The 23,148-nt window shown below is 61.6% G+C and carries 23 protein-coding genes; 11 read left to right on the forward strand and 12 right to left on the reverse strand.

Features of this window, described 5'->3' with window-relative positions:
* The first annotated feature begins 148 nt into the window (after window positions 1–148).
* Window positions 149–1,543: an MATE family efflux transporter gene (locus AC4PS6_RS13715; RefSeq protein ID WP_014717502.1), complete on the forward strand. Its 1,395-nt coding sequence runs from the start codon at window positions 149–151 to the stop codon at window positions 1,541–1,543.
* Here the strand turns inward: AC4PS6_RS13715 and tusA are convergent.
* On the reverse strand, window positions 1,540–1,785 hold the full coding sequence (tusA, locus tag AC4PS6_RS13720; protein WP_020302891.1) for a sulfurtransferase TusA: 246 nt from the start codon (window positions 1,783–1,785) through the stop codon (window positions 1,540–1,542). The two genes, AC4PS6_RS13715 and tusA, sit on opposite strands and share 4 nt — an antisense overlap.
* A gap of 129 nt (window positions 1,786–1,914) precedes the next feature.
* A complete protein-coding gene (gene rlmM, locus AC4PS6_RS13725; RefSeq protein WP_275968311.1) occupies window positions 1,915–2,991 on the reverse strand; it encodes a 23S rRNA (cytidine(2498)-2'-O)-methyltransferase RlmM in 1,077 nt (358 codons plus the stop codon).
* Window positions 2,992–3,187: 196 nt separating this feature from the next.
* Between rlmM and acnA the strand changes: the two genes are divergently transcribed.
* On the forward strand, window positions 3,188–5,929 hold the full coding sequence (gene acnA / locus AC4PS6_RS13730) for an aconitate hydratase AcnA (protein ID WP_336826894.1): 2,742 nt from the start codon (window positions 3,188–3,190) through the stop codon (window positions 5,927–5,929).
* Window positions 5,930–6,106: 177 nt separating this feature from the next.
* Here acnA and AC4PS6_RS13735 read toward each other — a convergent pair whose 3' ends face one another.
* Both AC4PS6_RS13735 and cysK read right to left on the reverse strand, forming a co-directional pair.
* Window positions 6,107–7,045: an aspartyl/asparaginyl beta-hydroxylase domain-containing protein gene (locus AC4PS6_RS13735; protein ID WP_137270968.1), complete on the reverse strand. Its 939-nt coding sequence runs from the start codon at window positions 7,043–7,045 to the stop codon at window positions 6,107–6,109.
* 243 nt (window positions 7,046–7,288) lie between these two features.
* Complete coding sequence (gene cysK, locus AC4PS6_RS13740) at window positions 7,289–8,263, reverse strand: cysteine synthase A (RefSeq protein WP_014717498.1); 975 nt, start codon at window positions 8,261–8,263, stop codon at window positions 7,289–7,291.
* Between the two features lie 125 nt (window positions 8,264–8,388).
* Here cysK and AC4PS6_RS13745 point away from each other — a divergent pair, with 125 nt between their 5' ends.
* The 3 genes from AC4PS6_RS13745 to AC4PS6_RS13755 all read left to right on the forward strand — a co-directional run bounded on the left by AC4PS6_RS13745 (window position 8,389) and on the right by AC4PS6_RS13755 (window position 11,681).
* Window positions 8,389–9,465, forward strand: coding sequence for a DUF748 domain-containing protein (locus tag AC4PS6_RS13745; RefSeq protein ID WP_014717497.1), 1,077 nt, complete (start codon window positions 8,389–8,391; stop codon window positions 9,463–9,465).
* 192 nt (window positions 9,466–9,657) lie between these two features.
* Window positions 9,658–10,503 (forward strand): AAA family ATPase, encoded by an 846-nt coding sequence (locus tag AC4PS6_RS13750; protein ID WP_003189627.1) that lies wholly within the window; start codon window positions 9,658–9,660, stop codon window positions 10,501–10,503.
* Window positions 10,503–11,681 (forward strand): vWA domain-containing protein, encoded by a 1,179-nt coding sequence (locus AC4PS6_RS13755; protein WP_003189625.1) that lies wholly within the window; start codon window positions 10,503–10,505, stop codon window positions 11,679–11,681. Before AC4PS6_RS13750 ends, AC4PS6_RS13755 begins: the two co-directional genes overlap by 1 nt.
* Before the next feature lie 109 nt (window positions 11,682–11,790).
* Here the strand turns inward: AC4PS6_RS13755 and AC4PS6_RS13760 are convergent, their stop codons facing one another.
* Genes AC4PS6_RS13760 through AC4PS6_RS13770 form a run of 3 tightly spaced genes read right to left on the reverse strand, consistent with a single transcriptional unit; the run spans window position 11,791 to window position 14,143 of the window.
* Window positions 11,791–12,705, reverse strand: coding sequence for a 5-oxoprolinase subunit C family protein (locus AC4PS6_RS13760; RefSeq protein ID WP_020302888.1), 915 nt, complete (start codon window positions 12,703–12,705; stop codon window positions 11,791–11,793).
* Window positions 12,702–13,406, reverse strand: a complete 705-nt coding sequence (pxpB, locus tag AC4PS6_RS13765) for a 5-oxoprolinase subunit PxpB (protein ID WP_038449457.1) — start codon at window positions 13,404–13,406, stop codon at window positions 12,702–12,704. Before pxpB ends, AC4PS6_RS13760 begins: the two co-directional genes overlap by 4 nt.
* Window positions 13,403–14,143 (reverse strand): 5-oxoprolinase subunit PxpA, encoded by a 741-nt coding sequence (locus tag AC4PS6_RS13770; RefSeq protein WP_336826893.1) that lies wholly within the window; start codon window positions 14,141–14,143, stop codon window positions 13,403–13,405. Before AC4PS6_RS13770 ends, pxpB begins: the two co-directional genes overlap by 4 nt.
* Window positions 14,144–14,318: 175 nt before the next feature.
* On the opposite strand from AC4PS6_RS13770, the gene AC4PS6_RS13775 reads away from it, so the two are divergent.
* A complete protein-coding gene (locus AC4PS6_RS13775) occupies window positions 14,319–15,239 on the forward strand; it encodes a LysR family transcriptional regulator (protein ID WP_003189619.1) in 921 nt (306 codons plus the stop codon).
* Window positions 15,240–15,353: 114 nt separating this feature from the next.
* Here the strand turns inward: AC4PS6_RS13775 and AC4PS6_RS13780 are convergent, their stop codons facing one another.
* The 3 genes from AC4PS6_RS13780 to AC4PS6_RS13790 are packed head-to-tail and all read right to left on the reverse strand — an operon-like array spanning window position 15,354 to window position 17,241.
* Window positions 15,354–15,896 (reverse strand): DUF2937 family protein, encoded by a 543-nt coding sequence (locus AC4PS6_RS13780; protein WP_014717492.1) that lies wholly within the window; start codon window positions 15,894–15,896, stop codon window positions 15,354–15,356.
* 10 nt (window positions 15,897–15,906) lie between these two features.
* On the reverse strand, window positions 15,907–16,683 hold the full coding sequence (locus AC4PS6_RS13785; RefSeq protein ID WP_282399060.1) for a class II glutamine amidotransferase: 777 nt from the start codon (window positions 16,681–16,683) through the stop codon (window positions 15,907–15,909).
* A 30-nt stretch (window positions 16,684–16,713) separates the two neighbouring features.
* A complete protein-coding gene (locus tag AC4PS6_RS13790; protein WP_019818257.1) occupies window positions 16,714–17,241 on the reverse strand; it encodes a hypothetical protein in 528 nt (175 codons plus the stop codon).
* Window positions 17,242–17,265: 24 nt separating this feature from the next.
* Here AC4PS6_RS13790 and AC4PS6_RS13795 point away from each other — a divergent pair, with 24 nt between their 5' ends.
* Window positions 17,266–19,308 carry a S9 family peptidase gene (locus AC4PS6_RS13795; RefSeq protein ID WP_336826892.1) on the forward strand — a complete coding sequence of 681 codons (2,043 nt, stop codon included), beginning with the start codon at window positions 17,266–17,268 and terminating at the stop codon, window positions 19,306–19,308.
* On the opposite strand, the gene AC4PS6_RS13800 is transcribed toward AC4PS6_RS13795, so the two are convergent.
* A complete protein-coding gene (locus tag AC4PS6_RS13800; protein ID WP_014717488.1) occupies window positions 19,305–19,586 on the reverse strand; it encodes a hypothetical protein in 282 nt (93 codons plus the stop codon). The genes AC4PS6_RS13795 and AC4PS6_RS13800 overlap by 4 nt on opposite strands.
* Before the next feature lie 78 nt (window positions 19,587–19,664).
* On the opposite strand from AC4PS6_RS13800, the gene AC4PS6_RS13805 reads away from it, so the two are divergent.
* The 4 genes from AC4PS6_RS13805 (at window position 19,665) to AC4PS6_RS13820 (ending at window position 21,861) form a co-directional block, all read left to right on the forward strand.
* A complete protein-coding gene (locus AC4PS6_RS13805) occupies window positions 19,665–20,351 on the forward strand; it encodes a spermidine synthase (protein ID WP_003189610.1) in 687 nt (228 codons plus the stop codon).
* A gap of 89 nt (window positions 20,352–20,440) precedes the next feature.
* Window positions 20,441–20,815 carry a YajD family HNH nuclease gene (locus AC4PS6_RS13810; protein ID WP_014717487.1) on the forward strand — a complete coding sequence of 125 codons (375 nt, stop codon included), beginning with the start codon at window positions 20,441–20,443 and terminating at the stop codon, window positions 20,813–20,815.
* A 160-nt stretch (window positions 20,816–20,975) separates the two neighbouring features.
* The gene (locus AC4PS6_RS13815; protein WP_014717486.1) at window positions 20,976–21,443 is read left to right on the forward strand and encodes an RNA methyltransferase; all 468 of its coding nucleotides are present in this window, start codon (window positions 20,976–20,978) and stop codon (window positions 21,441–21,443) included.
* Window positions 21,444–21,510: 67 nt separating this feature from the next.
* Window positions 21,511–21,861, forward strand: a complete 351-nt coding sequence (locus AC4PS6_RS13820; protein WP_019818260.1) for a YgaP family membrane protein — start codon at window positions 21,511–21,513, stop codon at window positions 21,859–21,861.
* Between the two features lie 65 nt (window positions 21,862–21,926).
* Here AC4PS6_RS13820 and AC4PS6_RS13825 read toward each other — a convergent pair whose 3' ends face one another.
* Window positions 21,927–23,147: a hypothetical protein gene (locus tag AC4PS6_RS13825; RefSeq protein WP_019818261.1), complete on the reverse strand. Its 1,221-nt coding sequence runs from the start codon at window positions 23,145–23,147 to the stop codon at window positions 21,927–21,929.
* Window position 23,148 lies beyond the last annotated feature (1 nt).

The raw sequence follows: 23,148 nt of genomic DNA on the forward strand, positions 1-23,148 counted from the left end.
GCATCGCAGGCAAGCCAGCTCCCACAGGGTTCAGCGCTGGCCTGGGCGCATTGCTTACAAATCCCTAACACAGGTTTTTTCCTGACCGCTGCGTCAACGCGTAGAATCCGCCGTCCTTGCGACTGCCTTTTTTATTGGACACCTGTACGTGAACACTGCCACCGCTACCCTCTCCCGCCCCGCCCGCATCAGCCGGGAAGTGCGCGGCCTGCTGACGCTGGCCTTGCCGATCATGATTGGCCAACTGGCAACCACCGCAATGAGCTTCGTCGATGCGGTGATGGCCGGGCGCGTGAGCCCGCAGGACCTGGCGGCGGTGGGCCTGGGTAATTCGATCTGGATCCCGGTGTACCTGTTGATGACCGGTACTCTGCTGGCCACCACGCCGAAAGTCGCCCAGCGCTACGGTGCGGGCCAGTTCAGCGAGATCGGGCCCTTGGTGCGTCAGTCATTGTGGCTGGCCGTGGTGGTTGGCATCGCAGGGGCGCTGTTGTTGCTATGCGCCGAGCCGATCCTGCATGCGATGAAGGTCGAACCCGACTTGATCGAGCCGTCCATGGGCTACCTGCACGGCATCGCCGCCGGTATGCCGGCGGTGGCGTTGTACTACGTGTTTCGCTGTTTCAGTGACGGCCTGGGCCGCACACGGCCGAGCATGGTCATGGGCTTGTGCGGGTTGGCGCTGAATATTCCGCTGAACTACATCTTCATCTACGGCCACCTGGGCGTACCGGCCATGGGCGGCGTGGGTTGTGGCTGGGCTACCGCGATTGCAATGTGGGTGATGATGATCGGCCTGGCCATCTGGACGCGCTGGGGCGCGGCCTATCAAAGCAGCGAATTGTTCAAGCGCTTCGACTGGCCGCAGTGGGCGGTGATCAAGCGCGTGTTGGGCATTGGCCTGCCGATAGGCGTGGCGATCTTTGCCGAATCGAGTATTTTTGCGGTGATCGCCTTGTTGATCGGCAGCCTGGGCGCCACGGTGGTCTCCGGCCACCAGATCGCGCTGAACGTCAGCTCCCTGGTGTTCATGATCCCTTACTCCCTGAGCATGGCCGTCACCGTGCGCGTCGGCCAGGCGCTGGGGCGCGGCGAACCTCGGGAAGCACGCTTCGCCGCCGGCGTCGGCATGGGCACCGCACTGGCGTATGCCTGCTTTTCCTGCAGCTTGATGCTGTTGTTTCGCGAGCAGATTGCAGCGATCTATACGCCCGACCCGGTGGTGATCCACCTGGCGTCGATGCTGATCGTGTTCTCGGCGCTGTTCCAGTTCTCTGACTCGATCCAGGTCACCGCCGCCGGCGCATTGCGCGGCTACCAGGACACCCGGGTGACCATGGTGCTGACCTTGTTCGCCTATTGGGGCGTGGGCCTGCCGGTAGGTTACGCCCTGGGCCTGACCAACTGGCTCGGCGAGCCCAGCGGCCCGAGCGGTTTATGGCAAGGGCTGATCGTGGGCTTGAGCTGTGCGGCGGGGATGTTGGTGGTGCGCCTGGCGCGCAGTGCACGCCGACGCATTCGGGCCGAAAAGGCGCAGGCTTAATCGGCTTTCTTGCGGATCCAGTACAGGTAGGTGCCAGCATCTTCCTGCTGATCCACCAGTTCATGGTCGAGAAACACGCAGAACTTGGGGATATCGCGACGGGTCGACGGGTCGGTCGCGATCACCTTGAGCAGGCCGCCCGCCGGCAGGTCGCGGATGTGCTGGTGCAGCATCATCACGGGTTCCGGGCAGTTGAGGCCGGTGGCGTCGAGGGTGCCATCAACCGGCTGTTCAAGACTCATACTTCACTCCTAAAACTGGCACCGCTCAACAATGTGGGAGCGGGCTTGCCCGCGATGACGGGGGCACATTCAACATAAACTTCGACTGTTATACCGCTTTCGCAGGCAAGCCAGCGCCCACATTTAATATCAGCGGCCTTTGGGTTTCTTTACATCTACCAGGCGGCGCAGGTGACAGGTCACTTCTTCGCGATCATGGTAGAGCTGCTTGCAGCCGATCTCCACACGAATGCCACGCGCCTTGAAGCCCTCTTCGATGCGCTCCAGCAAACGCTTCACTTCGGCGTAACGCTGTTTCATCGGCAACTTCAGGTTCACCACCGCCTCGCGGCAATGCCCTTCGCCAATCCACGTTTCCAAGAGTGCCGCGTTGCGAGCGGGCTTCTCAACGATGTCGCAGACCATCCAGTCTACCGGCTGCTTGGGCACGAAGGTGAAGCCGTCGGCCATCAGATGCTGCACCAGGCCGGTGTCCATCAGGCTTTCGGCCATGGGGCCGTTGTCGATGGCAGTCACCAGCATGCCACGGTTGACCAGTTGCCAGGTCCAGCCGCCCGGTGCGGCGCCGAGGTCGACGCCGGTCATGTCGCCGTGCAGGCGCTCGTCCCACTGGTCACGGGGGATAAAGTGGTGCCAGGCTTCCTCCAGCTTGAGGGTCGAACGGCTGGGCGCGTCACGCGGGAACTTGAGGCGCGGGATGCCCATGGGCCACATCGCCGAGTTATTCGACTCGGCCAGGCCCATGAACACTTCGCGACCGCTCTTGAAGGTCAGCAGCAGGCGAGGCTTGCTCGGGTCGTCCACCAGCTTGCCGGCGTTAAGCAGAGCTTTGCGCAGGTGCACTTCGAACTTCTTGCAGAAGTTTGAGAGTTCCTTGCCGTCATTGGTGTCGACCATTTCCAGCCACAGGCTGCCGCACGTCGGGAACTCGCGCAGGTGGGCGAGGATCACGCTGATACGGTCGGTTTCCGGCAGGTCGATAAACACCCCGCGCGCCCACTGCCGGGGGAAGATCAGCTCGGCAAAGCGTTGGCCGTGCATCAGGCGCTGGGCGCCGTCTTCTTCGGTGCAGACAAATTCGGCGCAGGCGCTGCCGGTCTTGGCCTTGGCGTAGCCGGACACGTTCAGGCGCGCGGCGTGCTCCGCGATCTCGGAACAGACTTCGCCTTCAAAACCCGGGCGGCAGTGCATAAAAAGGGTGTTCATTGAATCTCCTGGTGAATCAACTGGCCTTGCGCTATCGCAATACCTGTCATGAAAACGCGCGCATGATAGCCGAGTTCGGAACCTTGGACTCAGCGATAGAGTCCAGTTATTAGCCTGCTAATGAAAACAGCGCTAACGTGATAGCTCTGTTCGTCCCGTCAGGTCCGTAGCCGTGCGGACCATAAGGAGTCATGTAATGTCATCCCTTGATAGCCTGAGAACCCTTAAGACACTGCAAATAGACAGTAAAACCTACCACTACTTCAGCCTGCCCGAAGCCGCCAAGAGCCTGGGTGACCTGGACAAGCTGCCGATGTCCCTCAAGGTGCTGCTGGAAAACCTGCTGCGCTGGGAAGACGCCAAGACCGTCACCGGCACCGACCTCAAGGCCATCGCCGCCTGGCTCAAAGAGCGCCAGTCTGACCGCGAGATCCAGTACCGCCCCGCTCGCGTGCTGATGCAGGACTTTACCGGGGTACCCGCGGTGGTCGACCTGGCCGCCATGCGCGCCGCCGTGGCCAAGGCCGGGGGCGACCCGCAGCGCATCAACCCGCTGTCACCGGTGGACCTGGTGATTGACCACTCGGTGATGGTCGACAAGTTCGGCAGCACCAGCGCCTTTGAGCAGAACGTTGACATCGAAATGCAGCGCAACGGCGAACGCTACGCCTTCCTGCGCTGGGGCCAGAGCGCCTTTGACAACTTCAGCGTCGTGCCACCTGGCACCGGTATCTGCCACCAAGTCAACCTCGAATACCTGGGCCGCACCGTGTGGACCAAGGACGAAGACGGCCGCACTTACGCCTTCCCCGATACCCTGGTAGGCACCGACTCCCACACCACCATGATCAACGGCCTCGGCGTACTCGGCTGGGGCGTGGGCGGCATCGAAGCCGAAGCGGCGATGCTTGGCCAGCCGGTGTCGATGCTGATCCCGGAAGTCATCGGCTTCAAGCTCACCGGCAAGCTCAAGGAAGGCATCACCGCCACCGACCTGGTGCTGACCGTTACACAAATGCTGCGCAAGAAAGGCGTGGTGGGCAAGTTCGTCGAGTTCTACGGCGACGGGCTGGCCGATTTGCCCCTGGCCGACCGCGCGACCATCGCCAACATGGCACCGGAATATGGTGCGACCTGTGGCTTTTTCCCGGTGGATGAGGTGACCCTGGGCTACCTGCGCCTGTCCGGCCGCCCGGCTGAGACGGTCAAGCTGGTGGAAGCCTATACCAAGGCCCAGGGCCTGTGGCGCAACGCAGGCCAGGAGCCGGTCTTCACCGACACCCTGGCCCTGGACATGGGCACTGTCGAGGCCAGCCTTGCCGGGCCTAAACGCCCCCAGGACCGCGTCGCCCTGCCGAATGTAGGCCAAGCGTTCAGTGATTTTCTCGACCTGCAATTCAAGCCCACCAGCAAAGAAGAAGGCCGCCTCGAAAGCGAGGGCGGAGGCGGCGTTGCCGTGGGCAATGCCGATCTGGTCGGCGAGGCGGATTATGAATACGAAGGCAACACCTATCGCCTGAAAAACGGCGCGGTGGTGATCGCCGCGATTACCTCCTGCACCAACACCTCCAACCCCAGCGTGATGATGGCGGCCGGGCTGGTGGCGAAAAAAGCCGTGGAAAAAGGCCTGACCCGCAAGCCCTGGGTGAAAAGCTCCCTGGCGCCAGGCTCCAAAGTGGTCACCGACTACTACAAGGCGGCGGGCCTCACCCAGTACCTGGACAAGCTTGGCTTCGACCTGGTGGGCTACGGCTGCACCACCTGTATCGGCAACTCCGGGCCCCTGCCCGAGCCGATCGAAAAAGCCATTCAGAAGGCCGACCTCACCGTGGCCTCAGTGCTGTCCGGTAACCGTAACTTCGAAGGCCGCGTGCACCCGCTGGTGAAAACCAACTGGCTGGCTTCGCCGCCCCTGGTCGTCGCCTACGCGTTGGCCGGCACCGTGCGCATCGACATCAGCAGCGAACCGCTGGGCAATGACCAGCAGGGTAATCCGGTGTACCTCAAGGACATCTGGCCCAGCAGCCAGGAAATCGCCGAAGCGGTGGCCCAAGTCAGCACCAGCATGTTCCACAAGGAATATGCCGAAGTGTTTGCCGGCGACGAGCAATGGCAAGCCATTGAAGTACCGCAGGCAGCCACCTACGTGTGGCAGCAAGATTCCACTTACATCCAGCACCCGCCGTTCTTCGACGACATTGCCGGCCCGCTGCCGGTGATCGAGGACGTCAAGGGCGCCAACGTACTGGCCCTGCTGGGGGATTCGGTAACCACCGACCACATCTCCCCTGCCGGCAATATCAAGGCCGACAGCCCGGCCGGGCGCTACCTGCGCGAACAGGGCGTGGAGCCGCGTGACTTCAACTCCTACGGCTCACGCCGGGGCAACCATGAAGTGATGATGCGCGGCACCTTCGCCAATATCCGTATCCGCAATGAAATGCTCGGCGGCGAAGAAGGCGGTAACACGCTGTATATCCCCACGGGCGAGAAAATGGCGATCTACGATGCCGCCATGAAGTACCAGGCCTCGGGCACACCGCTGGTGGTGATCGCCGGCCAGGAATACGGTACCGGCTCCAGCCGCGATTGGGCGGCCAAGGGCACTAACCTGCTAGGAGTCAAGGCGGTGATCGCCGAGAGTTTCGAGCGCATTCACCGCTCCAACCTGGTAGGCATGGGCGTGTTGCCGTTGCAGTTCAAGCTGGATCAGAACCGCAAGACACTCAAGCTCACCGGCAAGGAGAAGATCGATATCCTCGGACTGACCGACGCCGAGATCGAGCCGCGGATGAACCTGACGTTGGTGATCACGCGGGAGGATGGCAGCAGCGAGAAGGTTGAGGTGCTGTGCCGGATTGATACCTTGAATGAAGTGGAGTATTTCAAGGCGGGCGGGATTCTGCACTACGTGCTGCGCCAGTTGATCGCCTCTTAAGAGCAACGCAGATCAAAGGTGGGAGCTGGCTTGCCTGCGAAAGCGGTGGGCCAGCCAACCTTTTTATAGCTGATACTCCGCCATCGCAGGCAAGCCAGCTCCCACAGTTTTGATCACATTCCAGGCATGAAAAAGGCGCTGTATCTTTCGATACAGCGCCTTTTTATGGTGTGCGGTTTAGCCGAACAGCCACTTCCAGAGCAATACCAACACCACCACCGCCAGCACCGGCCGCGCAATGCGGTAGGCCTTGGGATGCTTGCGCTTCCACTGTTTGACCTGGCCACTGAACTTGTCGCTGAAGGTCTTGCTCCAGGCGTACGCCTGGTTGATGCCGCCCACGCGCTCGTCATCGAGGTTCTGCGGCGCGGTTGCGCGGCCCAGTTGCTTGCTGACCCAGCGGTTGATACGGGTCATCACGCGGTTGCTCAATGGCCGCTCAATGTCGCAGAACAGGATCACACGGGTCTGTTCGGTTTCGTTTTTCACCCAGTGCACGTAGGTTTCATCGAACATCACGTCTTCACCGTCGCGCCAGGCGTAGACCTGGCCGTCGACGTAGATACGGCAGTCGTCGGAGTTCGGCGTAGACAGCCCCAGGTGATAACGCAGGGAACCGGCAAACGGGTCGCGGTGCGGGTTGAGGTGACTGCCGCCCGGCAACAGCGCAAACATCGCGCCCTTGACGTTAGGGATGCTGCTCACCAACGCCACGGTCTTGGGGCACAGCGCCTCGGCCGAAGGCAGCGGTTTGTCGTACCACTTGAGGTAGAAACGCTTCCAGCCCTTCTTGAAGAACGAACCGAAGCCGGCGTCGTTGTTCTTTTCGGCGGCGCGGATGTAGCCCTCGTCGAACAGGTGCATGGCCTCTTCGCGGATCACTTCCCAGTTGTCCTTGAGCACATCCAGTTCCGGGAACTTGCTGCGGTCCAGGTAGGGCTTGGACGGCACCGCGGAAAACAGGTACATCAGGGCGTTATACGGGGCGAACAGCGCCGAATGGTTGACGAACTGACGCAACATCGGCAAACGGGCCTTGCCACGCAGGTGCACATACAGCGTGCTGCCGATGAACAGCAGCAACACCGACAGTTTGGCGGCCAAAGAAAAGGTCATGCAGCAACTCCTGGAAATAAGCGCCTGGCCAGCAAATTTCCGTCAATGGGAAACCAGACGTAACAGCCGGCCATGATAAACACTTGAGCCATTATGCAGAAGGCCCAGACCGACCGGGTGACATACATCAACCTTGTGGCGAGGGAGCTTGCTCCCGCTGGAGTGCGAAGCGCTCCCAGAATAATGGGGCCGCTGCGCAGCCCAGCGGGAGCAAGCTCCCTCGCCACAGGGTTGCTCTTAAGATCAGGCCTGGTTTTCCTGCTCGGTAAACAAATCGCTGAACAACATGCTCGACAGGTAGCGCTCACCGGAGTCCGGCAAGATCACCACGATAGTCTTGCCCTGCATTTCCGGCTTCTCGGCCAGGCGCACGGCCACCGCCATGGCGGCGCCACAGGAGATCCCGCACAGAATGCCCTCTTCCAGCATCAAGCGCCGGGCCATGGCCTTGGACTCCTCGTCGGTCGCCAGCTCCACGCGGTCGACCATCGACAGGTCGAGGTTTTTCGGCACAAAACCGGCGCCGATCCCCTGGATCTTGTGCGGGCTGGGCTTGATCTCTTCACCCGCCAAGGCCTGGGTGATCACCGGCGAAACCATGGGTTCCACAGCCACCGACAGGATCGGCTTGCCCGCCGTGTTCTTGATATAGCGCGATACCCCGGTGATCGTGCCGCCGGTTCCCACGCCCGCCACCAGCACGTCCACGGCGCCATCGGTGTCGTTCCAGATTTCCGGGCCGGTGGTTTTCTCATGGATCGCAGGGTTTGCCGGGTTGTCGAACTGGGCCGGCATAAAGTAGGTGGCCGGGTCGCTGGCGACGATCTCGGCGGCTTTGTCGATGGCGCCCTTCATGCCCTTGGCCGGCTCGGTCAGCACCAGTTCGGCGCCCAGAGCCTTGAGCACTTTACGGCGTTCAAGGCTCATGGACGACGGCATGGTCAGCAGCAACTTGTAGCCACGGGCAGCGGCGACAAATGCCAGGCCGATACCGGTGTTGCCCGAAGTCGGCTCGACTATGGTCATGCCCGGCTTGAGTTTGCCGCTGCTTTCCGCATCCCAGACCATGCTGGCGCCAATGCGGCACTTCACCGAATAGCCGGGGTTACGCCCTTCGATCTTGGCCAGGATCGTCACGCCCCGCGGTGCGATGCGGTTGATCTGAACCAGAGGCGTGTTGCCGATGGAGTGCGCGTTGTCTGCGAAGATGCGGCTCATGGCGATTCCTGTTGTCGAGACTTTGGAAGGCCCCAAGGGTATGCCTCGTGCTCCCAAGCGTCCAGAAGGAGGAACGTTGCGACGATCAGAACAGTCAATCTCCTACAAGCTAGGAGAACTGCCCAATGAAACGTCGCTACAGTTGGCCGTTAGGGACAATCGCCGCTCTGGTGCTGGTCCTGATTGCCGTGCACATCGCGCTGCCCTACCTGGTGCGCAACTACCTGAACGACAAACTCGCCAACATGGGCGACTACCGTGGCGAGATTGCCGATGTGGACCTGGCGCTATGGCGCGGCGCCTATCGGATCAACGGCCTGCAAATCGTCAAGGTGGACGGCAAGGTCCCGGTACCTTTCGTCAAGGCGCCGCTGATCGAGTTCGCCGTGAGCTGGCATTCGCTGTGGTACGACCATGCCGTCGTGGCCGAGGGGCATTTTGTACGCCCCCAGATCAACTTCGTCGATGGCGGTGCCAACAAACAGGCGTCCCAGACCGGTAAAGGCACCGACTGGCAGGAACAACTGCGCAAGCTGCTGCCGATTACCCTCAATGAAGTACGCATCGAAGACGGCGAGATCGCCTTCCATAACTTCAGCTCCAAGCCTCAGGTGAATATCAACGCCACCGGGGTCAACGCCAGCTTCTATAACCTGACCAATGTGGTGGATGTCAAAGGCAAGCGTGATGCACGCTTTGAAGGCAAGGCACTGCTGCAAGGCCAGGCGCCCCTGGAAGCCAACGCCACCTTTGACCCGCTGAGCGATTTCGAAGAGTTCGAGTTCCGCTTCCGCGCCCGCGACCTGCAACTCAAACGCATGAACGACTTTGCATCGGCCTATGGCAAGTTCGACTTCAAGGCAGGCACGGGTGATGTGGTGATCGAAGCCCAGGCTGAAAATGGCCGGCTCACCGGCTACATCAAGCCACTGCTGCGTGATGTGGAGGTGTTCGACTGGCAACAAGACGTTGAAAACCAGGACAAGAATATCTTCCGCTCAATCTGGGAAGCCGTGGTGGGCGCCAGCGAAACCGTGCTGAAAAACCAGCGTAAAAACCAGTTCGCCACCCGTGTGGAGCTGAGCGGTAGCGTGCATCAGCAAAATGTCAGTGCGTTTTCTGCGGTGATCGCGATTCTGCGCAATGGGTTCATCCAGGCGTTCAATGCTCGTTACGAACAGCCCAAGCCCAGCGCTGATTAACCCTGTGGGAGCTGATCAGCCAACTCATCTGTCACTGATACACCGCCATCGCAGGCAAGCCAGCCCCCACACTTCCTGCATGGGCCAGGGCTGATGTGACCCGCCATTCAGAGACTGAATGCCCCGTCTGCGTTCACAGTCGCCGGGGCTGAGGGGTATAGTCGGGCCATTGATGAATCCGAGGAATGACCGATGAAGTTCGAAGGCACCCAGGCCTATGTGGCTACCGATGACCTGAAACTGGCCGTCAACGCCGCCATCACCCTGGAGCGGCCGCTGCTGGTCAAGGGCGAACCGGGCACCGGCAAGACCATGCTTGCCGAGCAACTGGCCGAATCCTTCGGTGCCAGGTTGATCACCTGGCACATCAAGTCCACCACCAAGGCGCACCAGGGCCTGTACGAGTACGACGCGGTCAGCCGCCTTCGCGACTCGCAACTGGGCGTGGACAAGGTGCACGACGTGCGCAACTACCTGAAGAAGGGCAAGCTGTGGGAAGCCTTCGAGTCCGAAGAGCGGGTGATCCTGCTGATCGATGAAATCGACAAGGCCGACATCGAGTTCCCCAACGACCTGCTGCAAGAACTCGACAAGATGGAGTTCTACGTCTACGAAATCGACGAGACCATCAAAGCCAAGAAGCGCCCGATCATCATCATTACCTCCAACAACGAAAAAGAGCTGCCGGACGCATTCCTGCGCCGCTGCTTCTTCCACTACATCGCCTTCCCCGACCGCACCACCCTGCAAAAAATCGTGGATGTGCACTACCCGGACATCAAGAAAGACCTGGTCAGCGAAGCGCTGGACGTGTTCTTCGATGTGCGCAAGGTGCCGGGCCTGAAGAAAAAACCTTCCACCTCCGAGCTGGTCGACTGGCTCAAGCTGCTGATGGCCGACAATATTGGCGAAGCAGTGCTACGCGAGCGCGACCCGACCAAGGCCATCCCTCCCCTGGCTGGCGCCCTGGTGAAGAACGAGCAAGACGTGCAGTTGCTGGAGCGTCTGGCGTTCATGAGCCGTCGCGGTAATCGCTGATGCTGCTCAACCTGTTCAATGAGATGCGTGCCGCCAAGGTGCCGGTGTCGGTGCGCGAGCTGCTCGACCTGATCAACGCGTTGAAACAGCGCGTGACCTTCGCCGACATGGACGAGTTTTATTATTTGGCCCGGGCGATCCTGGTCAAGGACGAGCGGCATTTCGACAAGTTCGACCGGGCCTTCGGCGCCTATTTCAACGGCCTGGAAAAGCTCGACGACCACCTGCAGGCGCTGATCCCCGAAGAATGGCTACGCAAGGAATTCGAACGTTCCTTGAGCGATGAGGAACGTGCGCAGATCCAGTCCCTCGGTGGCCTGGACAAACTGATCGAAGAGTTCAAGAAGCGCCTGGAAGAACAGAAAGAACGCCATGCCGGCGGCAACAAATGGATCGGCACCGGCGGCACCAGCCCCTTTGGTTCTGGCGGCTACAACCCCGAAGGCATTCGCGTCGGTGACGCGGGCAAGCGCCAGGGCAAGGCGGTGAAAGTCTGGGACCAGCGCGAGTACAAGAACCTCGACGACCAGGTGGAACTGGGCACGCGCAACATCAAGATCGCCCTGCGCCGCCTGCGCAAGTTTGCGCGCCAGGGTGCGGCCGAAGAGCTGGATATCGATGGCACCATCGACCACACCGCTCGCGATGCCGGCTTGCTGAATATTCAGATGCGCCCCGAACGGCGTAACACCATCAAGCTGTTGCTGCTGTTCGACATCGGCGGCTCGATGGATGCCCACGTGAAGATCTGCGAAGAGCTGTTCTCCGCGTGCAAGACCGAGTTCAAGCACCTGGAGTACTTCTATTTCCATAACTTTGTGTACGAGTCGGTGTGGAAGAACAACCAGCGTCGCACCTCGGAGCGCACGTCCACCCAGGATCTGCTGCACAAATACGGCGCCGACTACAAAGTGATCTTTATCGGCGATGCGGCCATGGCGCCCTATGAAATCACTCAGGCCGGCGGCAGCGTCGAGCATTGGAACGAGGAGCCGGGGTATGTGTGGATGCAGCGCTTCATGGCCAAGTACAAGAAGCTGATCTGGATTAACCCCTACCCGAAAGACACTTGGGGCTATACAGCGTCGACGGGGATTGTTCGCGAGTTGGTGGAGGATCAGATGTACCCGCTGACGCTGCGCGGGTTGGAAGAAGGTATGCGCTTTCTCTCGAAATAGGCGGTGTTTTGACCGGCCTCATCGCAGGCAAGCCAGCTCCCACATGTTGACTGCATTTCAACGTTGGAATGCAGTCAACATGTGGGAGCTGGCTTGCCTGCGATGCTTTTTAGCGATCGGCAAACTGCTGCAAAAACTTGATGTGCTGCCGATGCGCAGCCTCCTGCACCACCGGTGCCAACCGCACCTTCTCCCCCGGCAGACACTGCGCCAGCCGCGCCAAGGATAAAGGTGTCAACGCGCCCAACCGCGGGTAACCGCCGATCGTCTGCCGGTCATTGAGCAACACAATCGGTTGCCCATCCGGCGGCACCTGAATCGCGCCCAATGGAATCCCTTCGGAAATCAACGACGGCCCCTGATACTGCAACGGCGTGCCGAGCAAGCGCATGCCCATGCGGTCTGCACGGCTGTCCAGAGCCCATTCGGTGTTGAAAGCATCGAACAGGCTCTGCCCGCTGAACTGGCCTATCTGCGCGCCGATGATCACGTCCAGTGATGCAGCGGATTGCACATCCGGGTTGGCCAGCACCTTCATTGCACCGCCCGTACCGGAATATGCCAACCGCCCGCCTTCGGCCAGTGCCTTGCCGAAACCGTCCACCCCGCCCAACGCTTCGCGCACGACCGTGGCACAACTGCCAAGTACCGCCTGCGCATCAAAGCCACCGGGCGCGGCCAGATAAGCGCGTGCCCCATTGAACGGCTGGGTGAAGCGCAGTCGCTGGCCCTTTTGCAGGATAAAACTGCGACCGGGGCTTATCGTTCGCTCATCGACATAGGCGCCCAGGTCCGCACCGGCCAAGGCCATCAGGCAATAATCCTCGGCCTGCACGGTAAAGCCCCCCAGGGTGATCTCCACCACCGGCGCATCCAGGGCATTGTCCAACAGCCAGTTGGCCCAGGACATCGACACCCAATCCAGCGCGCCACCCTGGGTCACGCCCAGGTGGCGTACGCCAAAACGACCGGCGTCCTGCAACAGGCACAGCGGCGTGCTGGCCTCGATGATCAAGCGGCTCATGCCTGCGCCTCCAGCGGCGTGTCGTCGCCACCCAAGTGGATGAATTCGGCGTGGCTGACCGAGGCGAAGCGCACCGTGTCGCCGGGTTGCATCAGGCTGTAGCCGTCGCGCTCCCGGTCGAACAGTTTGGCCGGGGTGCGGCCGATCAGGTTCCAGCCGCCCGGGGACACCACCGGGTACGCAGCGGTTTGCCGTTCGGCGATGCCGACGCTGCCGGCAGCCACGCGTTTGCGCGGCGTGTTCAGGCGCGGCGTGGCAAGTAGCTCGTCCACCAGCCCCATAAAGGCAAACCCTGGGGCAAAACCGAGGGCGAACACTTGGTACTCGTGGGCGCTGTGGCGGCGGATCACCTCCTCCACGGCCAGCCCGCTGCGCTGGGACAGCAAGTTCAGTTCCGGGCCGACACTCAGGTCGTACCACACGGGCAGCACATGGCACTGGCCACTGCCCTGCGCCTGGGGTTGCAGATCGGTGAGGGCCTGGTCGATCAGCGCCCGGGCCTGGGCCGGGGTCAGCGCCGTGAGATCGTAATGCACCATCAAGGTGGTGTAGGACGGTACCAGGTCCACCAAGGCCGGGCCAAAACCGTGGCGCAGGCGCTCGGTAGCCGCGATCATCCACGGCATGTTGGCTTCGGCGATCACGTCAAACAGACGCACCATCAGGCAGTCGATCGCCACCACTTCAATCCGTGGGTTCATGCTGTTTTCAACGCTTCGCGGATACGCTGCACGGCAGCGACCGAACTGGCGTTGTCGCCATGCACACACAGGGTATTGGCCTGGAGTACCAATGAGCTACCGTCGCTGGCAATCAGCGATTCGCCACGGAAAAGGGTCAGGGCCTGCTGCACGATGGTGTCGGCGTCGTGATGCACCGCGCCGGGCAGTTGGCGAGACACCAGATGGCCGTTACTGTCATAGGCACGGTCAGCGAAGGCTTCGAACCACAGGGTCACCCCGTATTCGTCGCCCAAGGCTTGGGCCGCGCGGTTGTCGCGGGTGGCCAGCAGCATCAGCGGCAGGTCGCCGTAAGCGGCCACGGCCTGGATCACCGCCCGCAACTGCGCGGGGTTGGCCATCATGTCGTTGTACATCGCGCCGTGGGGTTTCACATAGCTGACGCGCCCGCCCTGGGCGCGGCAGATGCCGTCCAGCGCACCGATCTGGTAGTGCAACAGGTCCTGGATTTCCTGCGGCGTGTAGTTCATGGAGCGCCGGCCGAAGCCTTGCAGGTCCTGGTAGGCCGGATGAGCGCCCACGTGCACGCCGTGCTTGAACGCCAGGCTGACGGTCTTGCGCATGATGCTCGGGTCGCCGGCATGGAAACCGCAAGCCACGTTGGCGCAATCAATGAACGGCATGACTTCGGCGTCCAGACCCATGGTCCAGTTGCCAAAGCTTTCGCCGATGTCGCAGTTCAGTAGCAGGCGGCTCACGGGGGTCGCTCCTGTAGGCTTTGTTTTCTTGTAGTGTGGGATTTTTTACGCAGAACTCGCAACTTGTCCTGACACCCCAACGACGCTTATCGTGGAATAGCTCGATTTTTGGCGCTTGCCCGGTGCGACGTCCAACTAATAAAAACCGATCCATGCATAAGAAAAAGTTGATCCCATGAATTTGAAGTTCCTCGAAACCTTCGTCTGGGTGGCCAAGCTCAAGAGCTTCCGGCTCACGGCCGAGAAGCTGTTCACCACCCAGGCCTCGATCTCCAGCCGCATCGCAGTGCTGGAAAGCGAGCTGGGGGTGAAACTTTTCCTGCGTGATTCGCGTGGCGTGAGCCTGACCCCGGAAGGTTTGAAAGTGCTCGACTATGCCGAGCAGATGATGGTGACCATGCAGGGCTTGAAGCAGTCCCTGGAGACCACCAGCAGCAAGGTTGGGCGCATTCGGATCGGCGCAATGGACACGGTGATCCACACCTGGCTAAGCCCGCTGGTTGCTGAGCTGATGAAGCTGTACCCACTGGTGGAAATCGAGCTGGTCGCCGACACTGCGCTGAACCTCAGCGATCAACTGCAAAAAGGTTTCCTCGACCTGATCCTGCAAACCGACCTGCTGCGCCTGGAAACCGTGCGCAGCCTGGAACTGGCCAGCCACCCCATGGCCTGGATCGTGGCCAGCCAGTCGATTTACAACCGTGACTACGCCTCCCTCGCCGAGCTGGCCCAGGAGCGCATCATCACTTACTCGAAAAACTCCCACCCGCATCAGGACGTATTGAGTTTGATGCAGGCCAATGGCGTGGCCGCACCGCGCATGAACTGCGTGAACTCGGTGTCGGCGATTACCCGGTTGCTGCGCGATGGCTTCGGTATTGGCGCGCTGCCACCGGTGCTGGTGAGCGAAGAACTGGAGCGAGGGGAATTGGTGATGCTGCCCATGGCCCAGCGTCTGCCGAACTTGCAGGTGGTGGTGTCGTGGCGTGTGGGGGTGGAGTTGGTGGAGGAGATTGTGGGGTTGTGCCAGAAAGTCGTTGCCCGCTATGCCGAGCAAGTCGGTGCAGAACGCATGCAACTGAATAAACCCGACTGATCGTTCCCACGCTCTGCGTGGGAATGCAGCACAGGGCGCTCTGCGCCCTCACGCGCGACGCGGAGCGTCAGAAAAAGCATTCCCACGCGGAGCGTGGGAACGATCAGTGGGTCGTTAGAGGCCCTTGAGGTCCCGTTCTTCGATGGGCCGGCTCTGGCGCAGGCGTCGGCCACCCAGCACCACCCAGTCGATCAAGCGGTACAGGCACTCGATGCCGAACGACAACAGCATCGCCCCGCCCAGGCCCCAGCCCATGGCTTCGGGCGTCAGCAAGATCTGGTAGCTGTAGCCATTCCAGGTCTCCGAACGGATATCCGGGTCGGCAGCCACCGCCACTTGCAGGGCGCGAATGTACCACGGACCCTGCATGGCCTGGAATTGCTTGTCCAGCTCGAGCTGGCGGTCGAGCATGGCGCCCAGGCTGCTGGCGTCGCTCTGGAATACCGGGTCATCGCTGGCGCGGTAATGCGCCACCAAGGCTTGCATATCACCGTTGAAAAACTGCTGCGCCGTGGACTCGAAACCGCGCAAGCCGGTCTGGGCCTCAATCAAGTGGGCTTCGACGCGCTTGGCGTAGTCATTGATAAACCCCGGCACCTGCACGCCGACCAACAAGCCAACGGCAAACAGCACCAACCGCAGATAGCTAAGCAACATGCTCGATTCCTTACTCGGTAACGCCCTGGCTGACACATTCACCGCGTCGCCACAGGCTCCATTGGCCCGGTTCGTAGCGGGTCCAGTTTTCGTTGTCGGTCAACGGCTCGGTGGCGATCACCGTTACCACATCATTGGGGGTGGTTTCGGCCTGAAAATCGACGATCACGTCGACATCTTTCAAGCGCGCCGGGCCAAAAGGCGCCCGCCGGGTGATCTGTGCCAGCTTGGTCGAGCAATAGCAGAACAGCCAGTCGCCGTCGCTGAGCAGGCAGTTGAACACCCCCTTGCTGCGGTATTCGGCGCAGGCGGCGATCAGGTCGGGCAGCACCTGCTCGATGTCCACCGGCTCGGGGAAGGCTTCGCGCACACGGTTGAGCAAGTCGCAGAACGCCGCTTCGCTGTCGGTATCGCCCACCGGGCGGTAGAAGGTGGCGCGGGGATCGAAGTCTGCCAGTTGGCCGTTGTGGGCAAAACACCAGTTACGCCCCCACAGCTCGCGCACGAACGGATGGGTATTGGCCAGGCTGACCTTGCCCACATTCGCTTGGCGAATATGGCCGATCACCACTTCGCTCTTGATGGGGTAACGCTGCACCAGCAACGCGACTTCCGACTCGCTACTGGCAGCCGGGTCCTGGAACAGGCGCAGGCCGCGGCCTTCATAGAAAGCAATGCCCCAACCGTCGCGATGCGGGCCAGTGCGCCCACCGCGCTGCATCAGCCCGGTAAAGCTGAACACGATATCGGTGGGGACGTTGGCACTCATGCCCAATAATTCACACATGCCAGGGCTCTCGCTGCAGGGCAAACAACGTTAAAGGCGCGGTTCGACCCGCATACCACCGGCAGGCGCCGGGCGACGGAACGGTTCGTCGTCTTCCGGTTCGGCGGCCAAGGCGGCATCCGCAGCCGCCTTGCGCTCACGGCGAGCGTTGGCGGCGCGTTCGATGGGCCAGCGGATCAGCACAAACACGATGTACAGGGCAAACACGATCATCGTGTACATGAACAGGTCGGAAATGGCGCGCCAGGCGTTGTTGCCGACCTTGAGCACCAAGTCCAGGGCAGTAATGGCCACGGCCGGCGCAAACTGGGTCTTGACCGGGTCGACAATGGTCGGGCTGAGCAGCAACACTGCCATCAGCAATTGCAGGGGCTCGCGCAGCCAGCGCCAGATCCAGCGGGTCATGCGCCACCACACCAACAGGCAGCCCAAAGCGGCGAAGGCGTAAAGGCCCCAAGCGGTCAGATAGTCGTTCTCGGTCATGGTGTCCATGGCAAGGTTGGCAAACAGGCGGCTATGATAACGGCTTTTGCGTGTCGCGGCTGCAATGCCTGCCACCGTCTGCCAGATAGGGAATTATCCATGCCTATTTCCACCGCACCGATTGCCCGCAAGGCCCCAGGCCCAGACCCGTACGCCTGGCTGCAAGAACGCGACACCCCTGAGGTGCTCGACTACCTCAAGGCCGAAAACGCCTGGCAGGAAGCCCAACTCGCCGATCAGCAGGCGTTGCGCGAGACCCTGTTCGACGAGATCAAGGGCCGCATTCTGGAAACCGACCTGTCCCTGCCCTCCCCTTGGGGCCCGTATCTGTATTACACCCGCACCACCGCCGGCGACGAATACGCCCGCCACTACCGCTGCCGCCGCCCGGCCGATGACAGCAACCAGGTGGACGCCAGCAGCGAAGAGCTGTTGCTGGACCCGAACGTGTTGGCCAATGGCGGCTTTTTCTCTCTGGGCGCGTTCAGCATCAGCCCCGATCACCAACGCCTGGCCTACAGCCTCGATACCAGCGGCGAAGAGATTTACACCCTGTTCGTGAAGGAATTGGCGACCGACAAGGTCAGCGAACTGGCGTTCGACAACTGCGATGGCAGCATGACCTGGGCCAATGACAGCCTGACCCTGTTTTTCGGTGAGCTGGACGACACCCATCGCCCGCACAAGCTGTATCGCTATCGCCTGGACGGCACCGCCGCGCAGGAAGTGTTCCACGAGCCCGACGGCCGTTTCTTCCTGCATTGCTACCGCTCAAGCTCCGAACGCCAACTGTTGCTGGCCCTGGGCAGCAAGACCACCAGCGAAGTCTGGGCGCTGGACGCCGAGCAACCGCACCTGGCCTTCACCTGCCTGGCGCCACGGGTCGAAGACCACGAATACGACGTCGACCACGGCAAGCGCAATGGCCAGTGGACCTGGTTTATCCGCAGCAACCGCGACGGCATCAACCATGCGCTGTACGTGGCAGCCGACACCGGCACGCCGCCCACCGAAGCCGACTGGCAGAACCTGATCCCCCACAGCGACGAGGTCATGCTTGACGGCGTGAGCCTGAACGCCAACGCCATGACCTTGAGCCTGCGCATCGGTGGCCTGCCGGTTATCGAAGTACACCCCGAGAACGTGCCGGCCTATCGGGTGCAATTGCCTGACGCCGCCTACAGCCTCTACGTACAGAACAGCCTCGAGTTTCCCAGCGACAAGATCCGCCTGCGCTATGAGGCCTTGAACCGTCCCGCCCAAGTGCGCCAGCTCGACCTGGCGACAGGCGCGCAGGTCGTGCTCAAGGAAACCCCGGTGCTGGGCGTTTTCAACGCCGACGATTACATCAGCCAACGCCTGTGGGCCACTTCTGCCGATGGCACCCAGGTACCCATCAGCCTGGTGGTCAAGCGTGACCAGCTCGGCAAGCCGACGCCCCTGTACCTGTATGGCTACGGTGCCTACGGCTCAAGCCTGGACCCGTGGTTCTCCCATGCGCGCCTGAGCTTGCTCGACCGCGGGGTGGCGTTTGCCATCGCCCATGTGCGCGGCGGCGGTGAGCTGGGTGAGGCCTGGTATCGCAGCGGCAAGCAGGAACACAAGCAGAACACCTTCAGCGACTTTATCGCCTGCGCGGAACATTTGATCGCCGAGGGCCTGACCACCTCCCCACAACTGGCGATCAGCGGCGGCAGTGCCGGCGGCCTGCTGATCGGCGCGGTGCTCAACCAGCGTCCGGAATTGTTCCAGGCGGCGATTGCGGAAGTGCCGTTCGTCGATGTGCTCAATACCATGCTCGACCCGGAACTGCCGCTGACCATCACCGAGTACGACGAATGGGGCAACCCCGAGGACCCCGAAGTGTATGCGCGCATCAAGGCCTACGCGCCCTACGAGAACGTCCGTGCCCAGGCTTACCCGGCCACGCTGGTGATCGCCGGCTATAACGACAGCCGCGTGCAGTACTGGGAAGCCGCCAAGTGGGTGGCCAAGCTGCGGGATACCAAGACAGACGACAACCTGCTGCTGCTCAAGACCGAGCTGGGTGCCGGCCATGGCGGCATGAGCGGGCGCTATCAGGGCTTACGTGACGTGGCCCTCGAATATGCCTTTGTGTTCAAGGCCCTCGGTCTGGTCTAACCGCCCGGCGTTTTCGGCTTGCTGTCGTTTTGCTGCAGGCCAGGGACCGTCTGGTCCTTGGGCGGCGCCGGCAGCACGATGGGCGCCAGCGGTGGCGAGCCATTATGGGTCTTGGGCGCAACGGGCGGCGTGACTTGCGGGTACAACGTGGGCGTTGGCGTGCCCGGCGCGCCTGGGGTTGGCGCGGGCGCGACCGGTACGGTTTGTAACTCCTGAGCCTGCGCGGTACCCAATGCGAGCGCGCTCAACACAATGACCGTTAGAATGCTGCACTTCATCGATGGCTCCATGGCCTGACCGGAATGCCCTAAGGCTACTCCCAACCGCGCAAGAATGCCCTTCCCAATGAGATTTCCATGAAACGTTTCGTTCTGCTGGACACCACCCCAATCCCCGACAACGGCGGCGCCTTGTGCCTGTTCGAATACGGCGAGGACTTTGTCATCAAGATCCAGGGCGGTGACGGTGGCCAGTTGATGAACACGCGCATGCACGGCTCCGAAGATGCCCTGGCGGAGATTCCCTGCCGCAAAGTGGCCGGGCGCCCGGGTTCTCGGGTGCTGATCGGCGGCCTGGGCATGGGCTTTACCCTGGCCGCGGCGCTCAAGCATTTGGGCAAGAGCGCCGAAGTGGTGGTGGCCGAACTGGTGCCCGGCGTCGTGGAGTGGAACCGAGGGCCGCTGGGGGAGAAATCCGGACGCCCGCTGCTGGACCCGCGCACCGTGGTCCGCCAGGAAGACGTGGCCAAGGTACTGCAGGCCGAGCCCCAAGGCTTTGACGCGATCATGCTCGACGTCGACAACGGCCCTGAAGGGCTCACGCAAAAAGCTAACAGTTGGTTGTACTCGGCCAGTGGCCTGGCCGCGTGTGCCAAGGCCCTGCGCCCCAAGGGCGTGCTGGCCGTGTGGTCGGCCAGCGCCGACAAGCTGTTCAGTGACAAACTGCGCAAGGCCGGCTTCAAGGCCGAAGAAGTGCAAGTATTTGCCCATGGCAACAAGGGTACGCGGCATACCATCTGGATTGCAGAGAAGCTCAAGGGCTGATCGCGGTTGATTCAATCGCGCCAATCCCCTGTGGGAGCAGCTAGAATCAACCTTGTCCGTGAACCACCCAATAATAGCCAGGAGCCATGATGAGCTCGAACAACCCGCCCTCCCACACCGCCAAGCTGGACCGCATCCTTGCCGATGCCCAGCGCGACCGCGAAATGGGCTACCGCGATAAAGCCTTGAAGATGTACCCCCACGTGTGTGGCCGCTGCGCCCGTGAATTTGCCGGCAAGCGCTTGAGTGAACTGACCGTTCACCACCGCAACCACAACCATGATGACAACCCCCAGGACGGTTCCAACTGGGAGTTGCTGTGCCTGTACTGCCACGACAACGAACACTCGCGCTACACCGACCAGCAGTACTTCGGCGAAGGCTCCACCAGCAGCCCGAGCATTGCCAAGGCGACGCACAACCCGTTTGCGGCGTTGGCGGGGTTGATGAAGAAGGACGACTGAAGCTTTTCTTTGCCTGTTCCGGCCTCATCCCAGGCAAGCCAGCTCCCACAGTAGGAATGCATTTCCCGGTGGGAGCCGGGCTTGCCCGCGATGACGATCGTCCAAGCACTGCATCCCCCCAGGCCGTATAATCGCCGTTTTTCTCAAGGCACCCTTCCCCGTGGGCAATAAACGCTACAGTTGCATCGGTCTGTACAACCCCAAATCCCCCGAAAACGTCGGCTCGGTGATGCGTGCCGCCGGCTGTTACGGCGTGGCCTCGGTGTTCTACACCGGCGTGCGTTACGAGCGCGCCAGGGATTTCATCACCGACACCAAGAAGGTGCACCACGATATCCCGCTGATCGGCATCGACGATCTGAAAAAGATCCTGCCCTTAGGCTGCATCCCGGTCGCCGTGGAATTGGTCGACGGCGCCCGCCCGTTGCCTGAATACACCCACCCCGACCGCGCGCTGTATATCTTCGGCCCCGAAGACGGCTCCCTGGACAAAGAGATCCGCGATTGGTGCGAGGACGTGGTGTACATCCCCACCACCGGCTGCATGAACCTGGCGGCCACGGTCAACGTGGTGCTCTATGACCGCCTGGCCAAGGGCAACAACACCCGTTCGGGCCCCAAGTACTGATATTACGGGAACATCCGGCACATGCGCGCAGTCAGCTAGTAACACTTGCCCTTGTTGGAGACTGATCATGAGCGACAGCAAAACCTTGCGACCTATCATCGAAGCCACACCGTTGAAGCCTCAACCCACCCAGAACGTGCATGGCTGGGAGCGCATCGGCTCGGTGGCCGGCGGAGTGATGATGGTGGGTAAAGGCCTGCGCCGCGGTGGGATTTTCGGCTTGATCCAGGTGGCGATTGGTGGCGTGGCATTGGCTCGTGGCTTTACCGGGCACAGTTCGCTCAAGGACAAACTGGAACAGGGTCGCCAGGAAATGAACAGCGTGCGCACGAAAATCGAGCGCGCCGGGGAAGAGTTGAAGAACCTGAAGACCAAGGCTGAAGTGGCGGCTGAAAAGGCGGTGAAACCTAAAGCCTGATCCCTGTCTTCAAGACTGTGAAGATCTAAAATGTGGGAGCTGGCTTGCTCCCACAGTTTTGTTGCTCAGCGCAGTAATTTGGAGTCCAGTACCACCGAAGACTCACCCATCACACTCTCGGCCAACTGCACGAACTCTTTGGTGTTGATGCTGTTCACCCGCATCACTGCCTGCGCCAGATCGTCCAGGGAGCGCTTGTTGTGGGTCTTCACGCGGATCTCACGGTCCAGTTCCTGCAATACCACCACCGAACGCGCCAGCGTCGCGCCGTTGACGTGCTCGCCTTTGAGGGTGCTGACGTCTTTGCCTTCTTTGGTCAGCCGTGCCTGGATCGCCGCATAGCGCTCATCGGTAATACCGCCGGCACGCCGCATCAACTCGATTGCGTAGTACTCGCCCAAGCCCTCGCTGATCCAGTCACTGCTGTCGTGGTCATTAAAGCGCCCGATGGCCTGCACCACTTCGCGCAGCAACGGGCTGCTGCCATTTTCGCCAACCAGCGGCGTGCGGCTGTTGAGGTAGATCGAATCGCGTAACGAATAAGCGCCCCGCCGCATCGGGTCACTGGCACCGACAATCAACAGTTTGCCAGGATGGCGCGGGAACGCGGCCTCCACCTGGGGCCAGACAAACGTCAGTAACGTCAGCACGTCCATGCGGCGCATCCCCTGGCCCTTGGGCGAGGCCACGGTGACGTCGGTATCACCCAGGCGCAGGCGGCGGCTGCCGAGGTTGCCCGCCAGCATCCAGCCGGTGGGGCGGTCGAACAGGCGGGACACGTTGTCGATGCGGAATTTGTTCTGGCCGATGCGCGGCCAGGCGGTTTCGACGCTCTTCCAACCCGTCGGCAGTTCAAACATCAGGCGTGAGACCAGTTCGACGCCGTCTTGCTGGTCGAGACGGGCGGCCGGCACCAGGTCTTCGCCGCGCAGTAACGCCCAGCCGGGCGTGATGCGTGTGTCATACACGCCGGGCTTGCGCGCATGGGCCAGGCGCACGCGGTAGGTCAGGCTGGCCTTGTCGGCACTGGGTTGCCACAGGCCACGGTTGCCCGTGATTTGCCACTGGCCATCGGCCTTGAAGTCGCTGTAGTCACCGTCGCGGCCCAGGTCGAAGTTCAGGCTGCGCACCGCCGCGCCTTGGGACAGGCTGACGCGCACCTCGGCCTGCTGGCTTTGGGGCAACAGCTTGACGTGGTAATCCAGGTCGACTTTCTTCGCGCACCAGCCCGGCCCGCTCAGCGCCAGCACGACCAGGCCCGCTGCCCACTTGGCGGCCACCTTCATA

Source organism: Pseudomonas sp. DW-iso17 (assembly GCF_058725345.1).